The sequence below is a fragment of the Aeromonas sp. R9-2 genome, from assembly GCF_040908025.1.
GTDB classification, from domain to species: domain Bacteria; phylum Pseudomonadota; class Gammaproteobacteria; order Enterobacterales; family Aeromonadaceae; genus Aeromonas; species Aeromonas veronii.
The window spans coordinates 34,398-56,016 of sequence record NZ_JBFOCX010000035.1; the positions used below are offsets into that span (position 1 = coordinate 34,398).

The 21,619-nt window shown below is 60.0% G+C and carries 19 protein-coding genes; 10 read left to right on the top strand and 9 right to left on the bottom strand.

Going from position 1 to position 21,619, the window contains the following annotated elements:
• Positions 1–150: 150 nt before the first annotated feature.
• On the top strand, positions 151–390 hold the full coding sequence (locus AB5Y71_RS19975; RefSeq protein WP_100654533.1) for an alternative ribosome-rescue factor A: 240 nt from the start codon (positions 151–153) through the stop codon (positions 388–390).
• Positions 391–605: 215 nt separating this feature from the next.
• Here the strand turns inward: AB5Y71_RS19975 and hemW are convergent, their stop codons facing one another.
• On the bottom strand, positions 606–1,751 hold the full coding sequence (hemW, locus tag AB5Y71_RS19980; protein ID WP_368172285.1) for a radical SAM family heme chaperone HemW: 1,146 nt from the start codon (positions 1,749–1,751) through the stop codon (positions 606–608).
• A gap of 90 nt (positions 1,752–1,841) precedes the next feature.
• Positions 1,842–2,438 (bottom strand): RdgB/HAM1 family non-canonical purine NTP pyrophosphatase, encoded by a 597-nt coding sequence (rdgB, locus tag AB5Y71_RS19985; protein WP_005340539.1) that lies wholly within the window; start codon positions 2,436–2,438, stop codon positions 1,842–1,844.
• 238 nt (positions 2,439–2,676) lie between these two features.
• Between rdgB and AB5Y71_RS19990 the strand changes: the two genes are divergently transcribed.
• The 3 genes from AB5Y71_RS19990 to AB5Y71_RS20000 all read left to right on the top strand — a co-directional run bounded on the left by AB5Y71_RS19990 (position 2,677) and on the right by AB5Y71_RS20000 (position 5,583).
• The gene (locus AB5Y71_RS19990) at positions 2,677–3,840 is read left to right on the top strand and encodes a multidrug effflux MFS transporter (RefSeq protein WP_162506388.1); all 1,164 of its coding nucleotides are present in this window, start codon (positions 2,677–2,679) and stop codon (positions 3,838–3,840) included.
• A 135-nt stretch (positions 3,841–3,975) separates the two neighbouring features.
• The gene (locus AB5Y71_RS19995; RefSeq protein WP_368172286.1) at positions 3,976–5,025 is read left to right on the top strand and encodes an oxidoreductase; all 1,050 of its coding nucleotides are present in this window, start codon (positions 3,976–3,978) and stop codon (positions 5,023–5,025) included.
• A gap of 309 nt (positions 5,026–5,334) precedes the next feature.
• The gene (locus tag AB5Y71_RS20000; RefSeq protein ID WP_005340533.1) at positions 5,335–5,583 is read left to right on the top strand and encodes a hypothetical protein; all 249 of its coding nucleotides are present in this window, start codon (positions 5,335–5,337) and stop codon (positions 5,581–5,583) included.
• 62 nt (positions 5,584–5,645) lie between these two features.
• Here the strand turns inward: AB5Y71_RS20000 and rimJ are convergent, their stop codons facing one another.
• Both rimJ and AB5Y71_RS20010 read right to left on the bottom strand, forming a co-directional pair.
• Positions 5,646–6,197: a ribosomal protein S5-alanine N-acetyltransferase gene (gene rimJ, locus AB5Y71_RS20005; protein ID WP_368172287.1), complete on the bottom strand. Its 552-nt coding sequence runs from the start codon at positions 6,195–6,197 to the stop codon at positions 5,646–5,648.
• Positions 6,197–6,751: a GNAT family N-acetyltransferase gene (locus AB5Y71_RS20010; protein ID WP_368172288.1), complete on the bottom strand. Its 555-nt coding sequence runs from the start codon at positions 6,749–6,751 to the stop codon at positions 6,197–6,199. Before AB5Y71_RS20010 ends, rimJ begins: the two co-directional genes overlap by 1 nt.
• A gap of 346 nt (positions 6,752–7,097) precedes the next feature.
• Here AB5Y71_RS20010 and AB5Y71_RS20015 point away from each other — a divergent pair, with 346 nt between their 5' ends.
• On the top strand, positions 7,098–8,873 hold the full coding sequence (locus tag AB5Y71_RS20015; RefSeq protein WP_368172289.1) for a M4 family metallopeptidase: 1,776 nt from the start codon (positions 7,098–7,100) through the stop codon (positions 8,871–8,873).
• 32 nt (positions 8,874–8,905) lie between these two features.
• Here the strand turns inward: AB5Y71_RS20015 and AB5Y71_RS20020 are convergent, their stop codons facing one another.
• Positions 8,906–9,799 carry a LysR family transcriptional regulator gene (locus AB5Y71_RS20020; protein WP_368172290.1) on the bottom strand — a complete coding sequence of 298 codons (894 nt, stop codon included), beginning with the start codon at positions 9,797–9,799 and terminating at the stop codon, positions 8,906–8,908.
• A 92-nt stretch (positions 9,800–9,891) separates the two neighbouring features.
• Between AB5Y71_RS20020 and mdtH the strand changes: the two genes are divergently transcribed.
• Positions 9,892–11,088, top strand: coding sequence for a multidrug efflux MFS transporter MdtH (gene mdtH / locus AB5Y71_RS20025; protein WP_368172291.1), 1,197 nt, complete (start codon positions 9,892–9,894; stop codon positions 11,086–11,088).
• A gap of 139 nt (positions 11,089–11,227) precedes the next feature.
• Entirely contained in the window at positions 11,228–12,139 is a 912-nt protein-coding gene (locus AB5Y71_RS20030) for a GNAT family N-acetyltransferase (RefSeq protein WP_368172292.1), read from the top strand.
• Positions 12,140–12,390: 251 nt separating this feature from the next.
• Here the strand turns inward: AB5Y71_RS20030 and prfC are convergent, their stop codons facing one another.
• Entirely contained in the window at positions 12,391–13,980 is a 1,590-nt protein-coding gene (prfC, locus tag AB5Y71_RS20035) for a peptide chain release factor 3 (protein ID WP_085942998.1), read from the bottom strand.
• A 428-nt stretch (positions 13,981–14,408) separates the two neighbouring features.
• On the opposite strand from prfC, the gene AB5Y71_RS20040 reads away from it, so the two are divergent.
• Complete coding sequence (locus tag AB5Y71_RS20040) at positions 14,409–15,131, top strand: SDR family oxidoreductase (RefSeq protein WP_323889771.1); 723 nt, start codon at positions 14,409–14,411, stop codon at positions 15,129–15,131.
• Positions 15,132–15,272: 141 nt separating this feature from the next.
• On the opposite strand, the gene AB5Y71_RS20045 is transcribed toward AB5Y71_RS20040, so the two are convergent.
• From AB5Y71_RS20045 to AB5Y71_RS20055, 3 genes are all read right to left on the bottom strand, one after another.
• Positions 15,273–17,117 carry a diguanylate cyclase gene (locus AB5Y71_RS20045; RefSeq protein ID WP_368172293.1) on the bottom strand — a complete coding sequence of 615 codons (1,845 nt, stop codon included), beginning with the start codon at positions 17,115–17,117 and terminating at the stop codon, positions 15,273–15,275.
• An 81-nt stretch (positions 17,118–17,198) separates the two neighbouring features.
• A complete protein-coding gene (gene viaA, locus AB5Y71_RS20050; RefSeq protein ID WP_368172294.1) occupies positions 17,199–18,653 on the bottom strand; it encodes an ATPase RavA stimulator ViaA in 1,455 nt (484 codons plus the stop codon).
• A gap of 9 nt (positions 18,654–18,662) precedes the next feature.
• Entirely contained in the window at positions 18,663–20,276 is a 1,614-nt protein-coding gene (locus tag AB5Y71_RS20055) for an ATPase RavA domain-containing protein (RefSeq protein ID WP_368172295.1), read from the bottom strand.
• A 314-nt stretch (positions 20,277–20,590) separates the two neighbouring features.
• Here AB5Y71_RS20055 and AB5Y71_RS20060 point away from each other — a divergent pair, with 314 nt between their 5' ends.
• Positions 20,591–21,025: a DNA polymerase III subunit psi gene (locus AB5Y71_RS20060; protein WP_368172296.1), complete on the top strand. Its 435-nt coding sequence runs from the start codon at positions 20,591–20,593 to the stop codon at positions 21,023–21,025.
• Positions 21,026–21,134: 109 nt separating this feature from the next.
• On the top strand, positions 21,135–21,584 hold the full coding sequence (gene rimI, locus AB5Y71_RS20065) for a ribosomal protein S18-alanine N-acetyltransferase (protein WP_368172297.1): 450 nt from the start codon (positions 21,135–21,137) through the stop codon (positions 21,582–21,584).
• The last annotated feature ends 35 nt before the right edge of the window (positions 21,585–21,619 follow it).

Consider the following 21,619-nt stretch of genomic DNA (forward strand, 5'->3'; position numbering starts at 1 on the left):
TCCGGCGGCGATTTGGTGACAAAATCGCCGCGTTTTTAACCGGAGCCAGTGCATCCGGTTGCCGGGCGCTAGCCTGAACAGGCGCCCGCAGCGAAAACCGCCATCCAGACACAAGAATCAACACACCAAGAGAAAAGAAGAGGAGCCATCATGGCCAAAATTCGGGTCGACCAACCCGCCCTCCCCCGTGAGGAAAATGCGCAAGGGGGCCACTATGCCCATCAGCGCGGCGAAATAAAGGATAACCATCTGCATGCCCTGCTCTCCGATCCCCTGTTTCGCAGCCGGGTCGAGCGCAACAAGAAGGGCAAGGGGAGTTACCAGCGCAAGGCCAAATTTGGCAAGCGGTGGGAGCCCGGCCAACAGCAGATGATCCGCGTCTGCTGCTGAGCGGGTTTCTACCGACCATAAACAATCAGGGCGCCATTGGCGCCCTGATTGTTATCTCGAAACACGGTTCGCCAAAACTGGCTCACGACCTGTCGCGAGAAGCTGTCAGCGAGGTGAAGAGCAGCGCAGGAACCTGAGCGTATAGATATACGTGAGGCTTCCGAGCAGCGCATGAACCTTGATCACGGCTTCGCAGCCAGATTGTGAGCCAGTTTTCACTCATCCATAAACAGTTCGAGCAACACGTTGAGATAGCGATGGCCGAGAGAAGTGAGCTGCCAGCTATCCCCCAGATCCTCGATAAGCTCCTTGCTCCGGGCGATGGCGAGCACCGTCTCGACCCGCTCCAGCGGCAGGCCGGTATAGGCCTCGAACTCCGCCTTGGGAGCCGGTTCAAACAGGCGGAAGCGGTTCATAAAGTATTCGAGCGGCAGATCGTCTGCCGTCACCTGCCACTGCTCGTCCAGATAGGGGCGGCTCTTGTCCAGATACCCTTTCGGATGCTTAACCTTGGCGGTACGCAGGATCTGCTGATCCGCGAGATTAGTCACTTTGCCGTGGGCGCCACAGCCGATACCCAGATAGTCGCCAAAGCGCCAGTAGTTGAGGTTGTGACGGCACTGATAGCCCTCTTTGGCGTAAGCCGAGATCTCGTACTGGCGATAACCGCTGGCGGTGAGCATGGCGTGGCCCTGCTCGTAGATATCCCACAGGGTGTCATCTTCCGGCAGTTTGGGCGGCTTGGAGGCAAACGCCGTGTTCGGCTCTATGGTGAGCTGATACCAGGAGAGGTGCGGCGGGGCGCAGTCGATAGCCTGCTGCAGATCATAGAGGGCGTCATCCAGACTCTGATCCGGCAGACCGTGCATCAGATCCAGATTGAAGGTGGGCAACTTGATGGCGTGGGCCAGTGCAGCGGCTTTGCGCGCCTCTTCCGGGCCGTGAATGCGGCCGAGGCGGGTCAGCTTCTCCTGCTGGAAGCTCTGCACCCCGATGGAGATACGGTTGATGCCGGCACGCTGGAAACCGGCGAACTTGTCCGCTTCCACCGTGCCCGGGTTGGCCTCCATGGTGATCTCGCAATCGGCGGAGAGCGGAATACGGGCCCGCACCCCGTCCAGCAGGGTTTGCATCGCCTCCACCGTCAACAGGCTGGGAGTGCCACCGCCGATAAAGATCGAGGAGAGCGGCCGTCCCTGCGCCCACTTCAGATCCTGATCCAGATCCTCCAGCAGAGCGGCGACATATTCGAGGTGAGGCAACTCCCCCTTCTGGGCATGGGAGTTGAAGTCACAGTAAGGGCACTTCTGGACGCACCAGGGCACATGAATATAGAGAGAGAGCGGCGGCAGTTGCAGCATGGGGCTTCCAATAAAACGGGGGCTCAAGGCCCCCATTGTAGATGACTATGTGTAATTGACCGTGTGTAACCAACAAGGTGGCGAATTGGCTCAGTGCGCCGCAGCCAGCGCCGCTTTTAACTTGGCTAGCGCCTGACCGCGATGGCTCAGCTGGTTTTTCAGCTCGGCGGGCATCTGGGCGGCGGTGCAGTCGTGATCCGGCACGAAGAAGACCGGGTCATAGCCAAAACCGTGCTGACCGCGCGGCTCGTCGATGATCATCCCTTCCCAGCTCGCCTGACAGATGATGGGAGTGGGATCATCGGCGTGGCGCATATAGACCAGCACACACCAGAAGCGGGCGCTCTTCAGGTACTCGGGGGCACCTTGCAGCTCGCCGAGCAGCTTCTCGATGTTGGCCTTGTCGCCGGCACCCACACCGGCAAAGCGGGCGGAGTAAACGCCGGGGCGCCCTTGCAGCAGATCGACTTCCAGTCCGGAGTCATCGGCCACGGCGGGCAGACCGGTAATGCGGGCGGCGTGGCGGGCCTTGATGATGGCATTCTCGACGAAGGTGGTGCCGGTCTCATCGGCATCGGAGACCGCAAACTCGCTCTGTGGGATCACCTGGATCTTCATATCGGCCAGCATGGCGGCCAATTCCTTCACCTTTTTCTGGTTACCTGTTGCCAGGACAAGCTTGTTCATCGAGCACCTCCGCAAAAATAATCTGCGCATTCTATGCGGCGCAAGCGTTTAGTAAAAGCGTCAATTACACCCGCTGTGATGGGGTTACGGGGGATTTGCCGCCATCGAATAACCAGCTTTTTAATACATGTTTCCATAATGGAATAACCAAAGTGATTAAATACCATTTCTATTCATTACTGTGAGTCAGTAGACTCGCGCCCCAATTCATTAACCTGGCTGACTAAAGAGGTGACAGATGCCATTGATACTTTTACTCGTACTACTGGTGCTGTTCAGTCCGCTGGCTATCGACATCTACCTGCCCGCCATTCCGCAGATGGCCGAGCAGCTGGGTGCCGAAGTAACCCTGATGCAGGGCACCATCACCTGGTTCCTGTTCAGCATGGGGCTGGGGCAACTGCTTGTTGGCCCGCTGGCCGATCGCTACGGTCGCAAGCCCATCGCGCTGGGCGGCGTGCTGCTCTATGGCCTGAGCGCGCTGGGGGCCGGTTTTGCCGCCAGCCTCGGCGAATTGATGCTGGCCCGGGTGCTGCAAGGCTTCGGCGCCTGCGCCACCTCGGTCGCCGCCTTCTCGGTGGTACGTGACAGCTACGGCCCGAAAAAGAGCGGCCAGATGATCTCCTATCTCAATGGCGCCATCTGCTTTATTCCTGCGCTGGCCCCCCTGCTCGGTGGCTGGCTCACCGCCAAGGCAGGCTGGTCTGCCAACTTCTGGTTTATGGCCGGTTATGCGCTCATCGTCGGCAGCTGGCTGATGTGGCGGATGCCGGAGACCCGTCCGGAAGAGACTCGCAGCGAAGGGGCCCTCATCAGCTGGTCGCGCTACAGCCCGGTGCTGCGCTCCCCCAGCTTCCTGTTCAACGCGGCGCTGTGCATGCTGGCGATGGCGGTGATCCTCGCTTATGTCACCGCCGCACCGGTGCAGCTGATGGTGAAACTGGGGCTGGATATGAGCGGCTTTAGCTACTGGTTTACCGCCAACGCCGCCCTCAACATTCTGGCCTGCTTCATGGCGCCGCGCTTTATCGCCAAGGTGGGGCCAAGACGCACCCTGCGCATCGGTCTGCTGGTGTTGATGCTCTCGGCCATCATCCTGACTTTGGCCATGCACATCGAACATCCGCTGGCGATGATGGGGCCGGTATTCCTCTCCAGCATCGGCTTTGCCATGATTCTGGGCTCGGCTGCCGGGATGGCGCTGGCACCGTTCGGCCACTGCGCCGGTACCGCCGCGGCTCTGCTCGGCCTGTTCCAGATGAGCGGCTCCGGCGCCCTGGTTGGTCTGACCGGCGCCCTGATGCACGACCCGCTGAGCCAGCTGGCGCTGCATATGTGGCTGCTGCTGCCGCCCTTGGTGATGCTGATGACCCGACGCGGTCGCCGCTTGTGTTTGCAATAAATCCTGTGCTCTGATGGGCACACTCAGGGGGCCATCGGCCCCCTTCTCGTTTGTATCGCCTTTACAGCACATGGCCATCCGGCAGAGAGCCCGCGATGGCAACCCCACTCACTCGATGTCAGCGGAGAACTCCCGATGAGCCACACTCTCAACGCAGCCCTGGTGGGCTATGGCTTTGCAGGCAAGACCTTCCACGCCCCCTTCCTCTCCACCACGCCGGGCTTGTCCCTGAGTTGGGTGGTAAGCCGCGATGCCGCCAAGGTGCAGGCCGATCTGCCCGGCTGCCGAGTCGGTTCACTGGAGGAGGTGCTAAGCGATGAGACCGTCGATCTGGTGGTGATCGCCACCCCCAACGACACCCACGCCCCCCTCGCCCGCCAGGCGCTGCTGGCAGGCAAACATGTGGTGATCGACAAGCCCTTTGCCTTGGATCTGGCCGAGGCGCAAGCGCTGGTCGAGCTGGCCGAAAAGCAGCAGCGACTGCTCAGCATCTTCCACAACCGCCGTTGGGACGGGGATTTTCTCACCGTGCGCCGTTTGATTGGCGAGGGGACGCTGGGACAGATCGCCCAGTTCGAATCGCACTTCGATCGCTATCGCCCCGAAGTGCGCCAGCGCTGGCGCGAAGCGGGTGGCCCGGGTTCCGGCCTCTGGTTCGATCTCGGCCCCCATGTACTGGATCAGGCGCTGCTGCTGTTCGGCCAGCCGGACTGGCTACAGGCCGATCTGGCCGAGCAGCGCCCCGGCGCACTGGCGGACGACTACTTCCATGTGGTGCTGGGTTACGGTGCTCTGCGGGTTATTCTGCATGGCAGCTGTCTGGTTTCAGCCACCATGCCGCGCTTTGTCATTCACGGCAGCCAGGGTTCGTTCGTGAAATTCGGTATGGATGTGCAGGAAGATCAGCTCAAGCTGGGCAAGCGGCCCCCGGCGGCGGATTGGGGCATGGATAGTGAACCCGGTCAGCTCAGCCGCATTGTCGATGGTCAGTTGCAGCAGCAGAGCGTGGTGGGTGAGGCGGGGGATTATGGCGCCTACTATCGCGGTGTCTGCGCCGCCATCAAGGGCGAAGGGAGCAACCCGGTGCCCGCAAGTGAAGCGCTGGCGGTGATGGCGTTGCTGGATCTGGCCCGTCAGAGCCACCTTGAGGGAAAACGGCTGCCCTGTCAGAAGCTGTCTGACTAAGGTGCGGGTCATCGGCCGCTATTGACCAACCTTGACCTTGTCAAACTGCCACAAGATGGCATCAAAGAGGTGTTTTATTGTGCAATTAGTGCCATTTAACGGCATCTTGTATTGATATCAGTCGTTGCAGTGGAGCTTTTTATCCACGGCACGAAAAAATGTCATTGTGATATCCGTTTTCATCGGTAACTAATGGGGCTATATTGCGCCCGCCTGCTGCCTCCCGGCTTCTTGTTTCAATACCGGGCAACGGTGGGCGCTGTGATGGTTGCACAGACCATCTCTCCATATTTATTTGAGGGAATGCACATGAACAAAGTACTGGTAGCCGGTATCCTGGGTCTGATGTTGACTGCTTGCGGTCAGAAAGAAGAAAAAGCTGCAGCTCCTGCTGCTGCTCCGGCCGCCGAAGTTGCTGCCACTGTAGAAAAAGCCGCTAGCGAAGCCACCTCTACCGTAGAGAAGGCCACCTCCGAAGCGACTGCAACCGTAGAAAAAGCTGCTACCGAAGCCGCTACCAAGGTTGAAGCTGCAGTGAGCGATGCCAAGGCCAACTAAGCCTGCACCTCATTTGAAGACGGGTCCGAAGGCAACTTCGGACCCGTTTTTTTATCTGTCGCTCAGGGGGCCGGATTAATCAGCGAGGTGAGGATGTGATCCTCCCAGCGGCCATTGATCATCAGATACGCCCGCGCGAATCCCTCCCGCTCGAAGCCGAGCCGCTCCAGCAAGGCGCCACTGCGCTGATTGGCTGGCATATAGCAAGCCATGATGCGATGCAGATCGTGCTCCCGAAACAGGTAGTCGATTGCGGCTGACAGCACCTCTCTCATCACCCCCTGCCCCTGATGCTGCTGGTCGATGGCATAGCCCAGATGACACGCCTTGAAGACCCCCATCAGGATGTTGCTGAAGTTGCAGGTGGCGATCACCCGCTCGCCAGCCGGATCGAGGGCCACCAGATTGACGCCGGTGCCGTTGAAGAACTGGCTGTAGCTGTCCTGCAGCCGGGCATGCCAGTAAGAGAGGGTGTAAAAGTGCTCGTCCCGAAGCGGCTCCCAGGGGGTGAGATGGGCACGGTTGCGCCGGTAGAAATCGAGCATCATGGGGGCTCGATCCGGCGACAGTATGGTCAGGTGGGTACGAGCCGTCTTGATATGTGGCAGCGCCATCAGGACTCCCTCTGCCTTAACCACTCATCGCGCAGCAAGCTGTAGTGGGCATGGTCCACAATCCGGTTGCCCAGCCGCTCTGCGCGCCGGGTCACCCCCTCCAGCTGCATCCCAAGCCGTTCACAGACGGCTCTGCTGGGCTCGTTATCGGTGGCGGCGCTGATCTCCACCTTCTCCATCCCCATCTCTTCGAAGGCGTGGTGGATCAGGGCCTGACAGGCCCGGGTGATGATGCCGTTACCCTGCCAGCGCTCCGCCAGCCAGTAACCAATGACCACCTTGCCAAGGTCGTGATCGATGCTGTTGTAACCTATGACCCCCACCACCTCCCCCTGATATTCGATGGCGGTGGTGAGCCCCTCGCCGCGGGCGAACTTCTCGATGGCACTGCAAATGAAGAGGGCGCTGTCGACGGGGCGCTGGATCAGTGGCGGCCAGGGTAGCCACTGGGAGAGGTACTCCCGGTTGTCATTGCAGAGGGCAAACAGTTCGCTCGCCATATCTGGCTGCAAGAAGAGCAGCGCAAGCTCGTCGTCCAACTGCCATGAAAACATGGGATTCTCCTTTCAAATCAGTGATCAAATAGCGAACAAGCACCCAATGTAGCCAATCGCCACTGGCCGCGCCAGCCACTTTTACGGCCCTCCTCCGGCAGGCTTCGCAGAGGGTGACAGCGCACGATCTCTCCTCCCTCAAAAGAGGAGGGTGGGTGTCTGAAACCGGATAATGCTCTCCACATGGCGCCGAAGAATGCCCACAAACGGCACTTTGGCAGATCCTGCTACCCCTTTGTGCTGCGCTGTCACTTTTGACAGGGGGCACTTTCCCCCACCGGCACTAGCTTCAAAACGCCCGACCTTCGGTCGGTTTATCAACCTCATCGATTTAAGGAAAGAAGAGATGAATAAAATTTATCTGGCCGTTGCGCTGGCCTGCTGGGGAAGCGCCGCACTGGCGGCGCAAGAGGTAGAGATCAACGTAACGGCAAACGGCATCCGGGCCATGACAGGCCTCAGTGCCGCGAGTGGTACCTTGCAGCTGGAAGATGGCGAGTTTCGTCAGGTGCGGGTGGTCAAGCTGCCCAACGGCCAGCAGCGGATCCGCTACGAGCAGGTCTGGAACGGCATCCCGGTAATGGGTCAGGTCATCGTGGCTGACAAGAGCCTGAACGGCCAGCTGCAACAGGCCAGCGGGCGCATGCTGCGCCAGATCGATCAGGATGTGGCAAGCCCGGCCGCCACCCTCTCGCCACAGGATGCAACTAGCAAGGCCAAGGCGGGCAGCAAGGGGAGTAACGAGCAGGTCAAACTCTATGTGATGCAGGATGAGAACGGGCTGGCCCGGCTGGTTTATCAGGTCTCCTTCATCGCCGAAGGTGACAAGCCAAGCCGCCCCTTCGTCATTCTTGATGCCCAGAGCGGTGAGGAGCTCAAACGCTGGGAGGGGATCAACCACAAGGATGCCAGCGGCCCGGGGGGCAACATCAAGACCGGCAAATACGTCTACGGCACCGACTTTGGCCCGCTCATCGTCGATGACAAATGCCGGATGACCAGCCCCAACGTCGATACCATCAACCTCAACCACGCCACCTCAGGCGGTGCCATCCACCAGTTCACCTGCCCGGAGAACCGGGTCAAGGAGATCAACGGCGCCTACTCGCCCCTCAACGACGCCCACTACTTCGGCAACGTAGTGTTCGACATGTACCGCAACTGGTACAACACGGCGCCCCTCACCTTCAAACTGAAGATGCGGGTTCACTACAGCAAGAATTACGAGAACGCCTTCTGGGATGGCAGCCAGATGACCTTTGGTGATGGCGCCACCACCTTCCACCCGCTGGTGAGCCTCGATGTGGCAGCCCATGAGGTAAGCCACGGCTTTACCGAACAGAACTCCGGGCTGATCTATTCAGGACAATCCGGCGGCCTCAACGAGGCCTTCTCCGATATGGCGGGTGAAGCGGCCGAGTTCTACATGAAGGGGAGCAACGACTGGCTGGTCGGGGCGCAGATATTCAAGGGCAACGGCTCCCTGCGTTACTTCGAGGATCCGACCCGGGATGGCAGATCCATCGGCCATGCCGCGGATTATCAGGAGGGGATGGATGTACACCACAGCTCCGGGGTCTACAACCGCGCCTTCTACCTGCTCGCCACCAGCAGTGGCTGGAACACCCGCAAGGCATTTGAAGTGTTCTTGCTGGCCAACCGCCTCTACTGGGGCGCCAACACCAACTACCAGCAAGGGGCCTGCGGCGTCAGCCGGGCGACTACCGATCTGGGTTACAGTCAGGCGGATGTGGCACGGGCCTTCCAGACCGTCGGGGTCGATGCCAGTTGCGGCACCACGCCGCCACCGAGCGACAACGTACTGCAAAACGGCGTGCCGGTGAGCAACCTCGCCGCCAGCAAGGGTGGCAAGCTCAACTACACCCTGAACGTACCGGCGGGCACCAGGTCGCTGCAGATCAGCAGCAGCGGCGGCACCGGAGATGCCGACCTCTACGTCCGCTTTGGCAGCGCCCCCACAAGCAGCAGTTATGACTGCCGCCCCTACAAGGGGGGGAATAACGAAAGCTGCTCGTTCACCAATCCCAAGGCAGGCACCTGGCATGTGCAACTGTCAGGGTTTACAGCGTTCAGCGGCGTGACCCTCAAGGCCAGCTACTGATCCACCCGATGCGGGCCTTGTCCCGCATCGCTCTACTCATTGCGCCACCGTTTCGCCAGCGTGCGGGCGGTGGCCAACACGGTTTCCCGGGCCGGGTTGGGCCGCTTGCCACCTCGCCACGCCATCATCACATCCCAATGCTCCTGCGGCAAATTGACCACATCGAGCCTGACCAACCGCCCCACCTCCAGATCCCGCTTGATGGCCAGCTCCGGCATCAGGGTGATAAACCCGTGTTCCAGCGCCAGATCCCGCGCCGCACTGGCGGGCTGCACCGCATGCAGGGGGCTGGCGGCCCGCCGCAGCCGCCGCAACTGCTGGATAAAAACGTCACACCCCGGCCCCCATACCTGGGGCGCCAGCCGCTGGTCGGCAATATCCTCCAGGGTGAGGCCGTGACAACCGGCCAGCGGATGCAATGGCGAGGCGATAGCGATGATGGGGGAGCAGCAGAGCAGCTCCATCTGCAGGCCCGCAACCGGCGGACGCTTGAGTACAAAGCCAATATCGGCCTCGCCGGTCAGCAGCGACTGCATGATCTCGCCGGAGTGATCCGTGGTGCAGCGGATCTCAAACGGCTCATCCACCAGCTCCATCAATAACGAGCCAAACACCACCGAAGTGAGGGATGGCAGACTGGAGAGACGGATACAAGGCAGCGCAGGCGCCCCCTGCAGTGCCAGTCGCCCTTCGCTCAGAGTGGCCAGCGCCGAACGGGCGGCAGGGAGAAACTCCTCGCAGGCACGGGTCGGCGTCACCCCGCGTCGATGACGCTGAAACAGCGGCGCCCCGAGGCTCTCCTCCAGCTGGGCAATCCGCTGGCTCACCAGCGGCTGTGACCAGCCACGAATAGCCGCCGCCTGACTGAAGCTGCCCAGCTCGGCCACATCCAGCAGCAGTTGCAGATCGTCCAGATCCATAGACATAAATAATCCTGATATGAAATATAGGTAGTTGTCGTCTACCACTATATCTAAACCCTCTCCAGAATGAAGGTATCTGTGAATGAGAGGGCGTTATGGTCGATAAGGCGAGGTTTTGGGGGCGCTGGTTTCTGGCGCTGGATACCACACTGGTGATCCTGGGTTTCTTTGTGGTGATGCCGATGATCAGCCTGCGCTTCGTCGACCAGCTCGGCTGGGCGGCCGGTCTGGTGGGGCTGGCCCTCGGCCTGCGCCAGCTGACCCAGCAGGGGCTGGGGATCTTCGGCGGCTCGCTGGCCGACCGCTTCGGCGCCCGCCCGCTCATCGTCACCGGCATGCTGCTGCGGGCGGTGGGCTTCGCCACCCTGGCCTGGGCCGACAGCGGCGCCATGCTGATCTTCTCCTGCTTCCTCTCCGGACTGGGCGGTTGCCTGTTCGACCCGCCACGGGCCGCACTGGTGATCAAATTTACCCGTCCCCATGAACGGGGCCGCTTTATCTCCCTGCTGATGATGCTGGAGAGCGCGGGAGCCGTCACCGGTGCGCTGCTCGGCAGCTGGCTGCTGCGTTTTGACTTCACCTACGTCTGCCTGCTGGGCGCCGGACTCTTCACGCTGGCGGCCCTGTGCAACTGGACCCTGCTGCCCGCCTACCGCCTCTCAGTCAAACCGACTCCGATGCGGGAAGGGTTGGGACAAGTACTGGCAGATCGCGCCTTCTGCCGACTGGTGCTGATCTTAAGCGGCTATTACATGCTGTGGGTACAGGTGATGCTGATTTTCCCCATTCTGGTCAAGCAGCTCTCCGGCACCACCACGGCGGTGGGCTGGATGTACAGCCTGGAAACGGCGCTGTCACTGGCGCTGCTCTACCCTATCGCCCGTTTCAGCGAACGGCGCTATCGGCTGGAGAGCCGACTGATGGCAGGTATCCTGCTGATGACGGTGGGGATCGGGCTGGTCGCCTTCGTCAGCACTCTCTCCGGCATCTTCGTACTGCTGGCCTGCTTCTATCTGGGGATCATCATCTGTGAACCGGCCCGGGAGACCCTGATGACCCGGCTGGCCAACCCCACAGCCCGCGGCAGCTACATGGGCTTCAGCCGCCTCGGACTGGCGCTGGGGGGCATGACCGGCTATGTGGGCGGCGGCTCCCTCTATGACTTCTCGCTGCAACAGGGACAACCGGCCCTCCCCTGGCTGGTGCTGGGCACCATAGGCGTCGCCACCATGTTGCTGCTCGCCCGCTGCTTCTCCCGCCGCCCGGAGCTGGCTATCAGAGCCGCCGCCTGACGACCGCCCCACCTGCGGCAGCCCAATCAACGGGGCTGCCGCTCACCTCATATTCTGCAAGTCATCACAGCAAAAGGTTGCGAATTACAACTTTTACGCTATTTTAGTTGTCATGCACAACTAAAAAGGAAACCACGATATGGATCCCCGTCCCCTGCGCGCCCTGTCGCGCGATCTGGTTCGCGAACTCGGCATGCTCTCCCAGCAATGCGGCAATCTGGCCCTCACCCCCATCGAGGCTCACCTGCTAATCGAGCTGGAAAACGCCCCGGCCACCAATCAGCAGCTGGCAGAAAAGCTGCACATCGACAAATCCAACGCCAGCCGTCCGCTGGCGCGCTTGGCCGAGCGGGAGCTTATCAGCTGGCACCCGCACCCCTCTGATGGCCGCAGCAAGGAGGCCCGCCTCACCGTCAACGGTCAGGGGATGCTGCTGGAGTTGCACCGTGAGATGGACGGGGCGATGGAGGAGATGCTGGCACAGTTGAGCCTGCCCGAACGGGAGCAGCTGTGGCAAGGGCTGCGGCTCTATCGCAGCGCCCTCTCCCGCGCCCGTCGCCAGCGTGGTTACCGGATCCGCCCCATCACGGCGGCGGACAATGCCCAGATCGCCTTGGTGATCCGCGCCGTATCAGCCGAATATGGCCTCACCGCTGACAAGGGGTATGGGGTCTCGGATCCCAATCTCGACACCCTCTCCCAGAGCTATCAGGGGAAGAAGAGTCGCTACTGGGTCATCGAAGGACCGGACAGTTCCATCCTCGGCGGTGGTGGTATCGCGCCATTGGCAGGAGAAGAGGGAGTCTGCGAGCTGCAGAAGATGTACTTTATGCCAGCACTGCGCGGACTGGGCCTTGGCAAGCGGCTGGTATTGCAGGCACTGGACGAGGCGCGCGCGCTTGGTTATCAGCGCTGCTATCTGGAAACGACCGAGGTCTTGCGCGAAGCCACCAACCTCTATGAATCACTGGGCTTTGAACACCTGTCCAGCCCCCTTGGCTGCACCGGCCACGGGGATTGCGAGATCTGCATGGTGCTGACACTGGTGTAGCCCCCCCTCATCCCCAACCCTTCTCCCGCAAGGGGATAAGGGGGCAAAAACACTTCCGCGACCTTTCAGGCAAACCTCTGATGGTTCCCTCTCCCTCTGGGAGAGGGCTAGGGTGAGGGCTGCTTGCGACTGGTATATGCTGAACCATTACCCCCTGCATTCCTCCTTAAAACAGGCAAAACGGCACAAAACAAGAGACCCCGCCGAAGCGGGGTCTCTTTTATCTTGTCTGCCGAGCAGGCAAGCACTTATCAGTGCTCGCGAGTCTGGCGGAACTCCACGTCCGGGTGACGCTCCTGGGCCAGGCGCAGGTTGACCATGGTCGGCGCGATGTAGGTGAGGTTGTCACCGCCATCGAGAGCCAGGTTGACCTCGTTCTTGCGCTTGAACTCTTCGAACTTCTTGACGTCAGTCCCTTCCACCCAGCGGGCGGTGGAGACGTTGACCGCCTCGTAGATGGCCTCGACGTTGTACTCGCTCTTCAGACGAGAAACCACCACGTCAAACTGCAGCACACCGACTGCACCGACGATGAGATCGTTGCTGATCAGCGGACGGAACACCTGTACCGCGCCCTCTTCGGAGAGCTGGACCAGCCCCTTGAGCAGCTGCTTCTGTTTGAGCGGGTCGCGCAGGCGGATGCGGCGGAACAGTTCCGGCGCAAAGTTCGGGATACCGGTGAACTTGAGATCTTCACCCTGGGTGAAGGTGTCGCCGATCTGGATGGTACCGTGGTTGTGCAGACCGATGATGTCACCGGCGAAGGCGTCTTCCGCCTGCTCACGGTCACCGGCCATAAAGGTCACGGCATCGGAGATGTTCACATCCTTGCCGATACGCACATGGCGCATCTTCATGCCCTTGCTGTAAGTACCTGACACGATACGCATAAAGGCGATACGGTCGCGGTGCTTCGGATCCATGTTTGCCTGGATCTTGAACACGAAACCGGAGAACTTCTCCTCGGTCGCTACCACTTCGCGGCTCTCGGCCTTGCGCGGCATGGGAGACGGCGCCCAGTCAGTCAGGCCATCCAGCATGTGGTCAACACCGAAGTTACCCAGTGCAGTACCGAAGAAGACCGGGGTCATCTCGCCAGCGATAAAGGCATCGTGATCGAACTCGGGAGAGGCGCCCTGCACCAGCTCCAGCTCGTCACGCAGTTGCTGAGCCAGATCTTCGCCGACGGCGGCATCCAGATCCGGGTTGTTCAGCCCCTTGACCACCCGCTTCTCCTGGATGGTGTGGCCCTGACCGCTCTGATAGAGATAGGTCTCATCCTTGTAGAGGTGATAGACACCCTTGAAGGATTTACCGCAGCCGATAGGCCAGGTGATGGGGGCGCACATGATCTTAAGCTCGCGCTCCACCTCGTCCATCACTTCCATCGGATCGCGCACTTCGCGGTCCAGCTTGTTCATGAAGGTGAGGATGGGGGTATCACGCAGACGGGTGACTTCCATCAGCTTGCGGGTCCGGTCTTCAACACCCTTGGCGGCATCGATGACCATCAGGCAGCAGTCGACCGCGGTCAGGGTACGGTAGGTATCTTCGGAGAAGTCCTCGTGACCCGGGGTGTCGAGCAGGTTGACCAGACAATCGGCATAGGGGAACTGCATCACCGAGGTAGTGATGGAGATACCACGCTGTTTTTCCATCTCCATCCAGTCGGATTTGGCGTGCTGGCCCGAGCCACGGCCCTTGACGGTACCGGCGCGCTGAATGGCCTGTCCGAACAGCAGGACTTTCTCGGTGATGGTGGTTTTACCCGCATCCGGGTGCGAAATGATCGCAAAAGTGCGTCTCTTGGAGACTTCACTCAGAAATTCAGCTGACATAATTCAACGTTCTTCTATTGAGCGGTGGCATCAGCCACCGTGGGAATAAATCCGGAATGCCGCTCACGGCACATGTATACGCAACGAAAGCCACGCCAGCTGGCGTCTTGCCAACCTGGTGGAGAGAGGGGGAGGGTTGCGTTACATGGGTCTTATCGCCTGAGTCAAAGCAAAATTGCGCGACATTATACCCGCGCGAGTGAAAAATACCCAGCATGACAAGAGATGATAATTTGGCCGCTCAGCCGTTTCACCGGTTCCAACTGAACAGAAAATCAAACACTCCGAATCGGATGGCAGCATCCGGACCACGTGGACTTGGCCCCCACCCCATGCCAGCAACAACCACTCTTGATAAATTTTCATACTTGGACTTTCCCTATCCAGCTACAAATATGTAAATCGTATCTACATAATGGAGAGGTCATTACATGAAACATTCCACCCTGCACAATCAACAGATCGTCATTATCGGTGGTACCTCGGGTCTTGGCCTGGCCACCGCCCAACAAGCGATCGAGCAAGGCGCCAAGGTCATTATCGGCGGTTCCAGCCGTGAGCAGCTTGCCACTGCACTGGCTGAATTGGGCCCAAATGCCAGTGGCCATCAACTGGATATTCTCGACGTCGACTCCGTCAATCACTTTTTCAACCAGCTGACATCACTGGATCATCTCGTCATCACCGCCGCCGTCATGCGACCAGGCAGCTTTCTCACCGCAGCCATCGAGGATTTGAAAATCAACATGGACAGCCGCTTCTGGGGAAGTGTTCATGCGATCCGCGCCGCAGCACCCAAACTGTCCGAACGCGGCTCCATCGTGCTCACGTCCGGGATGGTGACGCGCCGCCCACAACTGGGTAAAGCACTCCCTGCCGTTGCAGCTGGCGCGGTTGAAACGCTGGCTCACAGTCTGGTTACCGAGCTGACCCCCCGTCGGATCAACGTTATCAACCCGGGCCCCATGCGCACTCCCATGCTGCTTAAAGCACTGGGCAATGACCCACAAAAAGTGGCTGCCGTGGCGCAAAGCCTGCCGTTGAAACGCTTGGGAGAGGGAGAGGATTATGCGCAGGCCGCGCTGTTCCTGATGAGCAACAACAACATGAATGGTGAAGTGCTTCATCTCAATGGTGGCAGCGCCTGGGCATAACGCCCTTCTGACGCTCTTCTGCGCTCGCGCTTGCCAATCTGTCATCGCAGGCAAAAACGAGCGCAGGGGACGAGCGTCATCGCCGTATCAGAGTACTCCCCAATAGAAATGACCACCTGGTGAGTGACAATACCCAGCCCGTCACTCGTCTGTTTCCACCCGGTTGCGCCCCGCCTCTTTCGCACGATACAGCGCATTGTCGGCACGCTGGATCAAGGCCGCCAGATCCTGATCATCGTCTCGCAGAGAGGCACACCCGATACTGATAGTTACCGGGTACGACATGCCGGGCAGCGCCCGGTTGGCGACCGTGTGACGGATCCGCTCAGCCACCCGGCACGCCTCTTCAAGGCTGGTATCCGGCAGCAGGATCAAGAACTCCTCTCCGCCGGTACGCCCCAACTGATCCTGGTGCCGCAGCTGACGATCTGCCGCCCGAGAGACCCATTGCAGCACCCTGTCTCCTTGATGATGTCCCAGGGTATCGTTGATCCGCTTGAAGTGATCGATATCGAACACCAGCAGACAAAATGGCGTGCCCTGCCTGCGAGCCAGCGCCAGCATATCGCTGCCCTGCCGCAGCACCCGACGGCGGTTGTTGATGCCGGTCAGCTCATCGGTAAAGGCCAGACGACGCATCCGACGGTTGCGATCAAGCAGCCACCCCATCGTCAGCAGTGCCAGTACCCCGCAGAGCACCATCACCACCAGCAGCCAGAAGCGGCGCTCTTTGGCCAGAGCCAGCTCCTGTTGCTGCAATAGCTGCTCAACCCGCAGTTGTTTGTTTTCACCCTCCTGACGAGCCAGCTCAAACTGACTACGAACCCATTCGGTGCTCTGCTCCTGCATTTCCTGCTCAAAGGCGCGCTTCAGTTCTACATAACGATGCAATTGCGCCAACGCATCAGCGGTTTTTCCAAGCCCCTCAAACGCCTGACTGCGCAGCCATGTCAACTTGATAAGAAAGCGCTGGTTATCTTCACGCACCAGGGTCGGTTCAGCCATAGCAAGATGCTCAAGCGCATGACCATACTTTCCTGTCATGCTCTCTCCCTGCGCCATCAGCAAGTGCCAATAACTGTTAAACAAAGGATAAATCTCTGATTGAAACACTATGCCAGCTTGCTCAAGCTGAACCATGGCCTCCTGATAGTTGTCCAATCCCAGCAAAGCTTCGGCCCTATCCAGCTGCAATAATCCTTTTTCGACAGGAGTTAATTCATTGTGTTGCGCCGCCGCGTTATCCAGCTCGTCGATGGCCTCTTGATACTGCCCCATGCTATTGGCCACCATCGCTTTCTGCCGATAAAACTCGTAAAAAATATCAGGATCGCTGTTGGCAGGTAATTTCATCTCCAGCTCATCCAGCAAGCGATTGGCAGGCCCCATTAGCCCCATACGGCGGTAGGTCGCGGCGATTTCCAGCTGAACTTTTCCATACCAGCCCGGAAGATCAAGAGCATCATAGATATGCAAAGCGTTCATAAGGTCTCTGAGTCCCTTGGCGGGGTGGCCCTGAAAGGAAAAGAGGGAACCTCGATAGGAGAGAGCACTTGCCTGTTGCTTGAGGGAACCGATATCACGAGCCAACGTCAGTGCCAGATCATAATCCTGGCTAGCCTTATCGTTTTCTCCGAGCAGTTGGTGAAACCAGCCGCGGCACATGAAAAAATCACTGCGGGCAAATTGATCGCCTTGTGCAGTAGCACGCTGAAGCTGTTCGTCGGCATAAAACATAGCCTGACGATACTCCGCCTTCTCGTTTGCCGATTGCAATCTGCAGGCCAAGCGAGTTATCCGCGTCTGCTGTGCCGATGTGTAAGCGGACAAATCCCGCTTCAATCGCTGAACTCGCAAGCCCAATTCGCGATCAGAGAGGTAAGTCTGCTCCAGCGTATTGAGCTCACTCTCCAACTGAAGAGGTGAAACCGGCTCAGCCATGATGTTCAATGCCAACAGCAGTACACAACACGGATAAAACTTCACATTTCCCCTCCATCCTTCCGCATTGGCGCCAGAATAAACTACCAAAGCAACCATCAAGCACTATTCATAACTAAAAAATAGTTAATTGTGCTGAAAGCGCCGCAGCAGCCGGCCACGCAGGCCGCAATCGAGCAGCCAGCTGTTGTCAAAGACCCGCAACAGCGCCTGCTTGGCGTGGCGGGACATGGCGACGGCGTGAAAACGGGTCTGGCGCTGGCGATAGCGGTTCATCTGATCGAGCAGGGGATGGGGCAGGCTCTGGGCGATAAAATCGGAGATGACCAGCACATCCGCCTTGGCAAAGGCGGGATCATCGAGCTTGGCCAGCGCTTTTTCCAGACAAGGCACCAGATCGGTACCGCCGTGAAAACTCATGGAGAGGAAGCGTTCCGCCTTGTCCAGCCCGGTATCGGCGGTGATCTCGAGGGTCGCCACCTCGGTGGAGAAGAGCATCAGGTAACAGCCGCGCTTCTCATCCATCGCCACCTTGAGCAACGCCAGAAAGAGTGCCTTGGCACACTCCTCGGGATATCCCCCCATGGAGCCCGAAGTATCGACACAGACGATAAAGGGGCCTCGCTGCTGCAACTGCTGCCCCCCCTGCTCCGGAGTGCGTAACATGATGCGCTGGCGCGGCAAGGTACCTCGCGACTGGTAGCTGAGCAGACGCCGCTCCAGATAGCGGCGATAGAACTCCAGCTCCAGCTCCGGCAGCCCCAGCATCACAGCTTCGCTTGGCAGTAGCCGCATCAGATCGCTGGCCTGATGAATGCCTACCAAGTCGTCCGGCACATCATCGCTGGGAGCGGGCTCCAGCTCCAGCACCTGAACCGGCGGCACAGGTTGCTCCTGCGCCCGCCGATCCCGCTCGCTGCGCCCGAGCAGACCGGCAATCTCCGCCAGCAAGGGTTCGCGCTGCAACATGCGGGCGTATTGCTTGACCAGCACCAGACTGCGCTTGTGCCAGTGCCCCTGCGCCAGATCCCAAAGACCACCGGCTGAGATCTGGTTGGGGTCGAGGGCATCGGCCAGGGTGCGGCTCGCCAGCAGCTGATCTTCAATCTCTTGACGTTGCTTCTCTCGCTCCGCTTCGGCGATCTGCTGCTGTAACTGCAGCAGGCTCCCCACCAGACTGGCGCGCCACTTGTCGATAAAGAGCTGGCGCAGCCCCTCGGTGGGGTGGGCCGTCAGCTGACGCACCAAGGATCGGGCCTCACCGGCGAAGGGGCTGTACTGCTCCAGCGACTCCAGTAGGCCGGGCAGGCGACCAATCAGCTCGGTCATCGGCAGTTGCCGGTGCGCCTGATAGAGCAAGTACTCCTGCTCCAACGCCACCGGCACCGGCTTGTGACGGATCTCCTCACCAAGCTGCTCGCCCCAACTCTGCAGGCGCTTTTTCAGCAGCTTGCCCTGTAGCGGGGAGCGTTTGATAAATTCGGAAATCTTGGGTGAGGCCGCCAGCAGCGCCACCACCTCTCCCGCCAGCTCACCCTCTCCCATGAGAAGGCCCAGATCCAGCATGCCGATCTCAAGCATGAGCGCTCCTTACTCGTCCAGCCTTGGCAACCGCTCGCGCCACTGGGTCAGCTCGCTACGCAGCAGTTCGAGATCCCGGTTCAGCACGAAGAAGCTGTCTTCCACCTGCTGCAGCCAGCGCTGGGCGATAAAGAGGTGTTGCTGGTGACGCTCGAACAGGCTGCGCTGCTGCTTGAGTATCTGCATCACCTTGCCGACCTGAACCAGCTGCTCGTCGAGTGACTGCAACCAGGGCGCCAGCACCACCTCGGGGATGGCGTTGCGCTCCATTAGCACCAACGGGATCTGCTGGCGCTGGATATCGAGCACCTGCAGCCGCAGCTCATCGTCCAGCACCAGCTCGTAATGCCCCTCTTTCGGGTTGCCGAACTCATAACCCACCAGCGCCTCACCGGTGGGATGCCAATGGGAGAGCAAGGTGCGATCGAACACCAGGGTGCGGGTGAGCCGTTCAGGATCGCCGCCATCCAGCGGCGCCGGGGTGAGCAGATGGAAGTGCACCTGCTTGCCAAAGGGTCTGGCATTGGCGAGCGGGATCTCGATACCCCGGGCCCGCCGGCCAAACCACTGGTTGCGTTGGCGGGCCTTTGTGCAAAGGCGTTGGGCCACGCTCTGTTTGAGCTGTTTGAACTGATCCCGCAACGCCAGCAGCTGACGGGTCATCGCCAGTTGCTGATAGCCGTAAAGGCGGGAGAATTCGGTCATCATCTCCAGCAGGGCGGTGCGGGACTCCTCGTCATGCCAGAGACAATCCTTGAACAGCAGCAGATCTACCGGTGCGACCTCATCGCGGCCATTGAAGAAGGCACTCGCCTTGATGAGCCGTACCGCCTTCTTCCAGCGGCGATCCGACACATAACAGCGATGGGCCAGCTGGCTGTCGAGCTGCTGGCGCAGCTGATAGATGAGCTCGAAACAGGCATCCGGCAGGCGCACCTGTTCAATCTGGCTCTGCCACTGCTCGTACTCATCCCCCCGGATCTGCAGGGATTCCGGCAGGTTCTGGTGAGCGTGGCCATCGCTGGCCAGCATGGATTGAAAATTGGCTTTCTCCTGTACCCGATCCATCCAGATCCGCACCAGCATCCGGTCGTAGAGCGCTTCCAGCCCGCTGTCTGGCGCCGGCAGCTCGTTGGAGGCAGTCACCAGCAAGCGCATCGGGATGGGGTGCTGGCTGTCGCCGTTGCGAAACTGCCGCTCGTTGATGGCGGTGAGTAGGGTGTTGAGAATGGCAGGGCCCGCCTTCCAGATCTCATCGAGGAATACCACTTCGGCCTCTGGCAGATAACCTGTGGTGAGGCGCAGATATTTGCCATCCTCTTTCAGCGCCTGAATGGAGAGGGGGCCAAACACCTCCTCCGGCGTACTGAAACGGGTCATCAGGTATTCAAAGTGGCGGGCGTCGTGAAAGGCCAGCTTGAGGCGACGGGCAATCAGGCTCTTGGCGATACCGGGCGGCCCCAGCAAGAAGACACTCTCGCCACTGAGGGCAGCCAGCAGACCGAGGCGCAGGGCATCCTGTCGTTCGTAGAGTCCCTCACCGAGGGCGGCCAGCAGCCGGGGCAAGCGCTCCTGGATGGGAATAAGACGCGCAGGGTTCTGGGCTTGAGCTAAAGACGACATAGAGAGTGTTCCGAAGCTGGGATGATGTTAGCCCCAAGGCGCGATATCCATTTGCTCGACCTTGGGTTTTGTCTTGTTATGATGTTTATTCTGGTATCTCTTGCCGCACAATACCCGCCTCTGGCAGGAAAAAACGCAAAGGCAGTGCGATACCGTATCGGCAGCGTGCTGCGCCCATGCATGGCCAGTTTCGTGATGAGTACCATGCCCGCATGCGCCAGATGATGCGTTGCAAAGGGTGCAGCAAAAGCGGTTCGAGTGTACCCTGCGCAACACAATTTTCCCCAATGCAGATCAAGAGTGAGTCGCCTCAAATGCAAGATCCCGTTCGTCAGAGCATGTTGGCCCGCATGGGCATTCAAAGCTGGCAACTGCGTCGTCCGGCATTGCTGGGCGCAGCACCCGCTCCCGAGCTTGAGCAAAACGCCACACAGCCGGGCCAGACGGCACCGGCCACCCGCGCTCCGCTGCCCAGCGGCAAACTCTGGTTGCTGGCGCCTCAGCTGCCTGCCACCACGCTGCTGGCGGATATCTGCCAGTTGCTCGGCATGACCCCCGACGAGGTCTCACTGCTCAGCGAGCTGCCGCCTGCCGACCTACAAGCGGCGGATACCTCCCCCCTGCTCTGGCTGACGGAGGCCAACCCCGCGCGGCCTGATGCGCTGATCTGCCCGCTCACCCCCAGCGCCGCGCAAAAGCGCGCCCTGTGGCAACAGCTGCGCCAGCACCTTGCGGCCAGCGCGGCGTGATCCTGCATCATGCCGCCAAGACCCACTGCAATGCCGCTCTTTTTACCTGATTTTACAAATGCCACCTCTGACAACCCCAGTGCCCAACATCTTGCCATCCGGAGCCCCCATGCCTGAGTTTCGTCCCCTGCTCGAGAGCGATTTCGACCTTGTCTACCCCATCGAGCAAGCCGCTCACAAGGAGCCGTGGAGTGAGGCCAACCTGCTCTCCTGCTTCGGCCCTCGCTATCTCAACGGTTTGATGCTGGTCGATGGTCGCCCGGCGGGCTTCTATATCTCGGATCTGGTGGCCGGTGACAGCTCGCTGATGAATATCTGCGTGCATCCGGCGTTTCAGGGCAAGGGGTTGGGACGGGCGCTGTTGCAGGCCTATCTGGCTCGCAGCAAGCAAGCCGGGGCAGAGGCCTGGTTTCTCGAGGTTCGGGCCGGTAACCAGACCGCCATCAACCTCTACGAGAGTGCCGGTTTTGCCGAATATTGCCGCCGCTCCGACTACTACGGCACCGGCAACGACAGGGAAGATGCGGTGCTGATGTCGCGACTGTTCGATTTCGGCTGATCCAGCCTGTTCGTCGCGCCCAAGCCTTTTGTCCC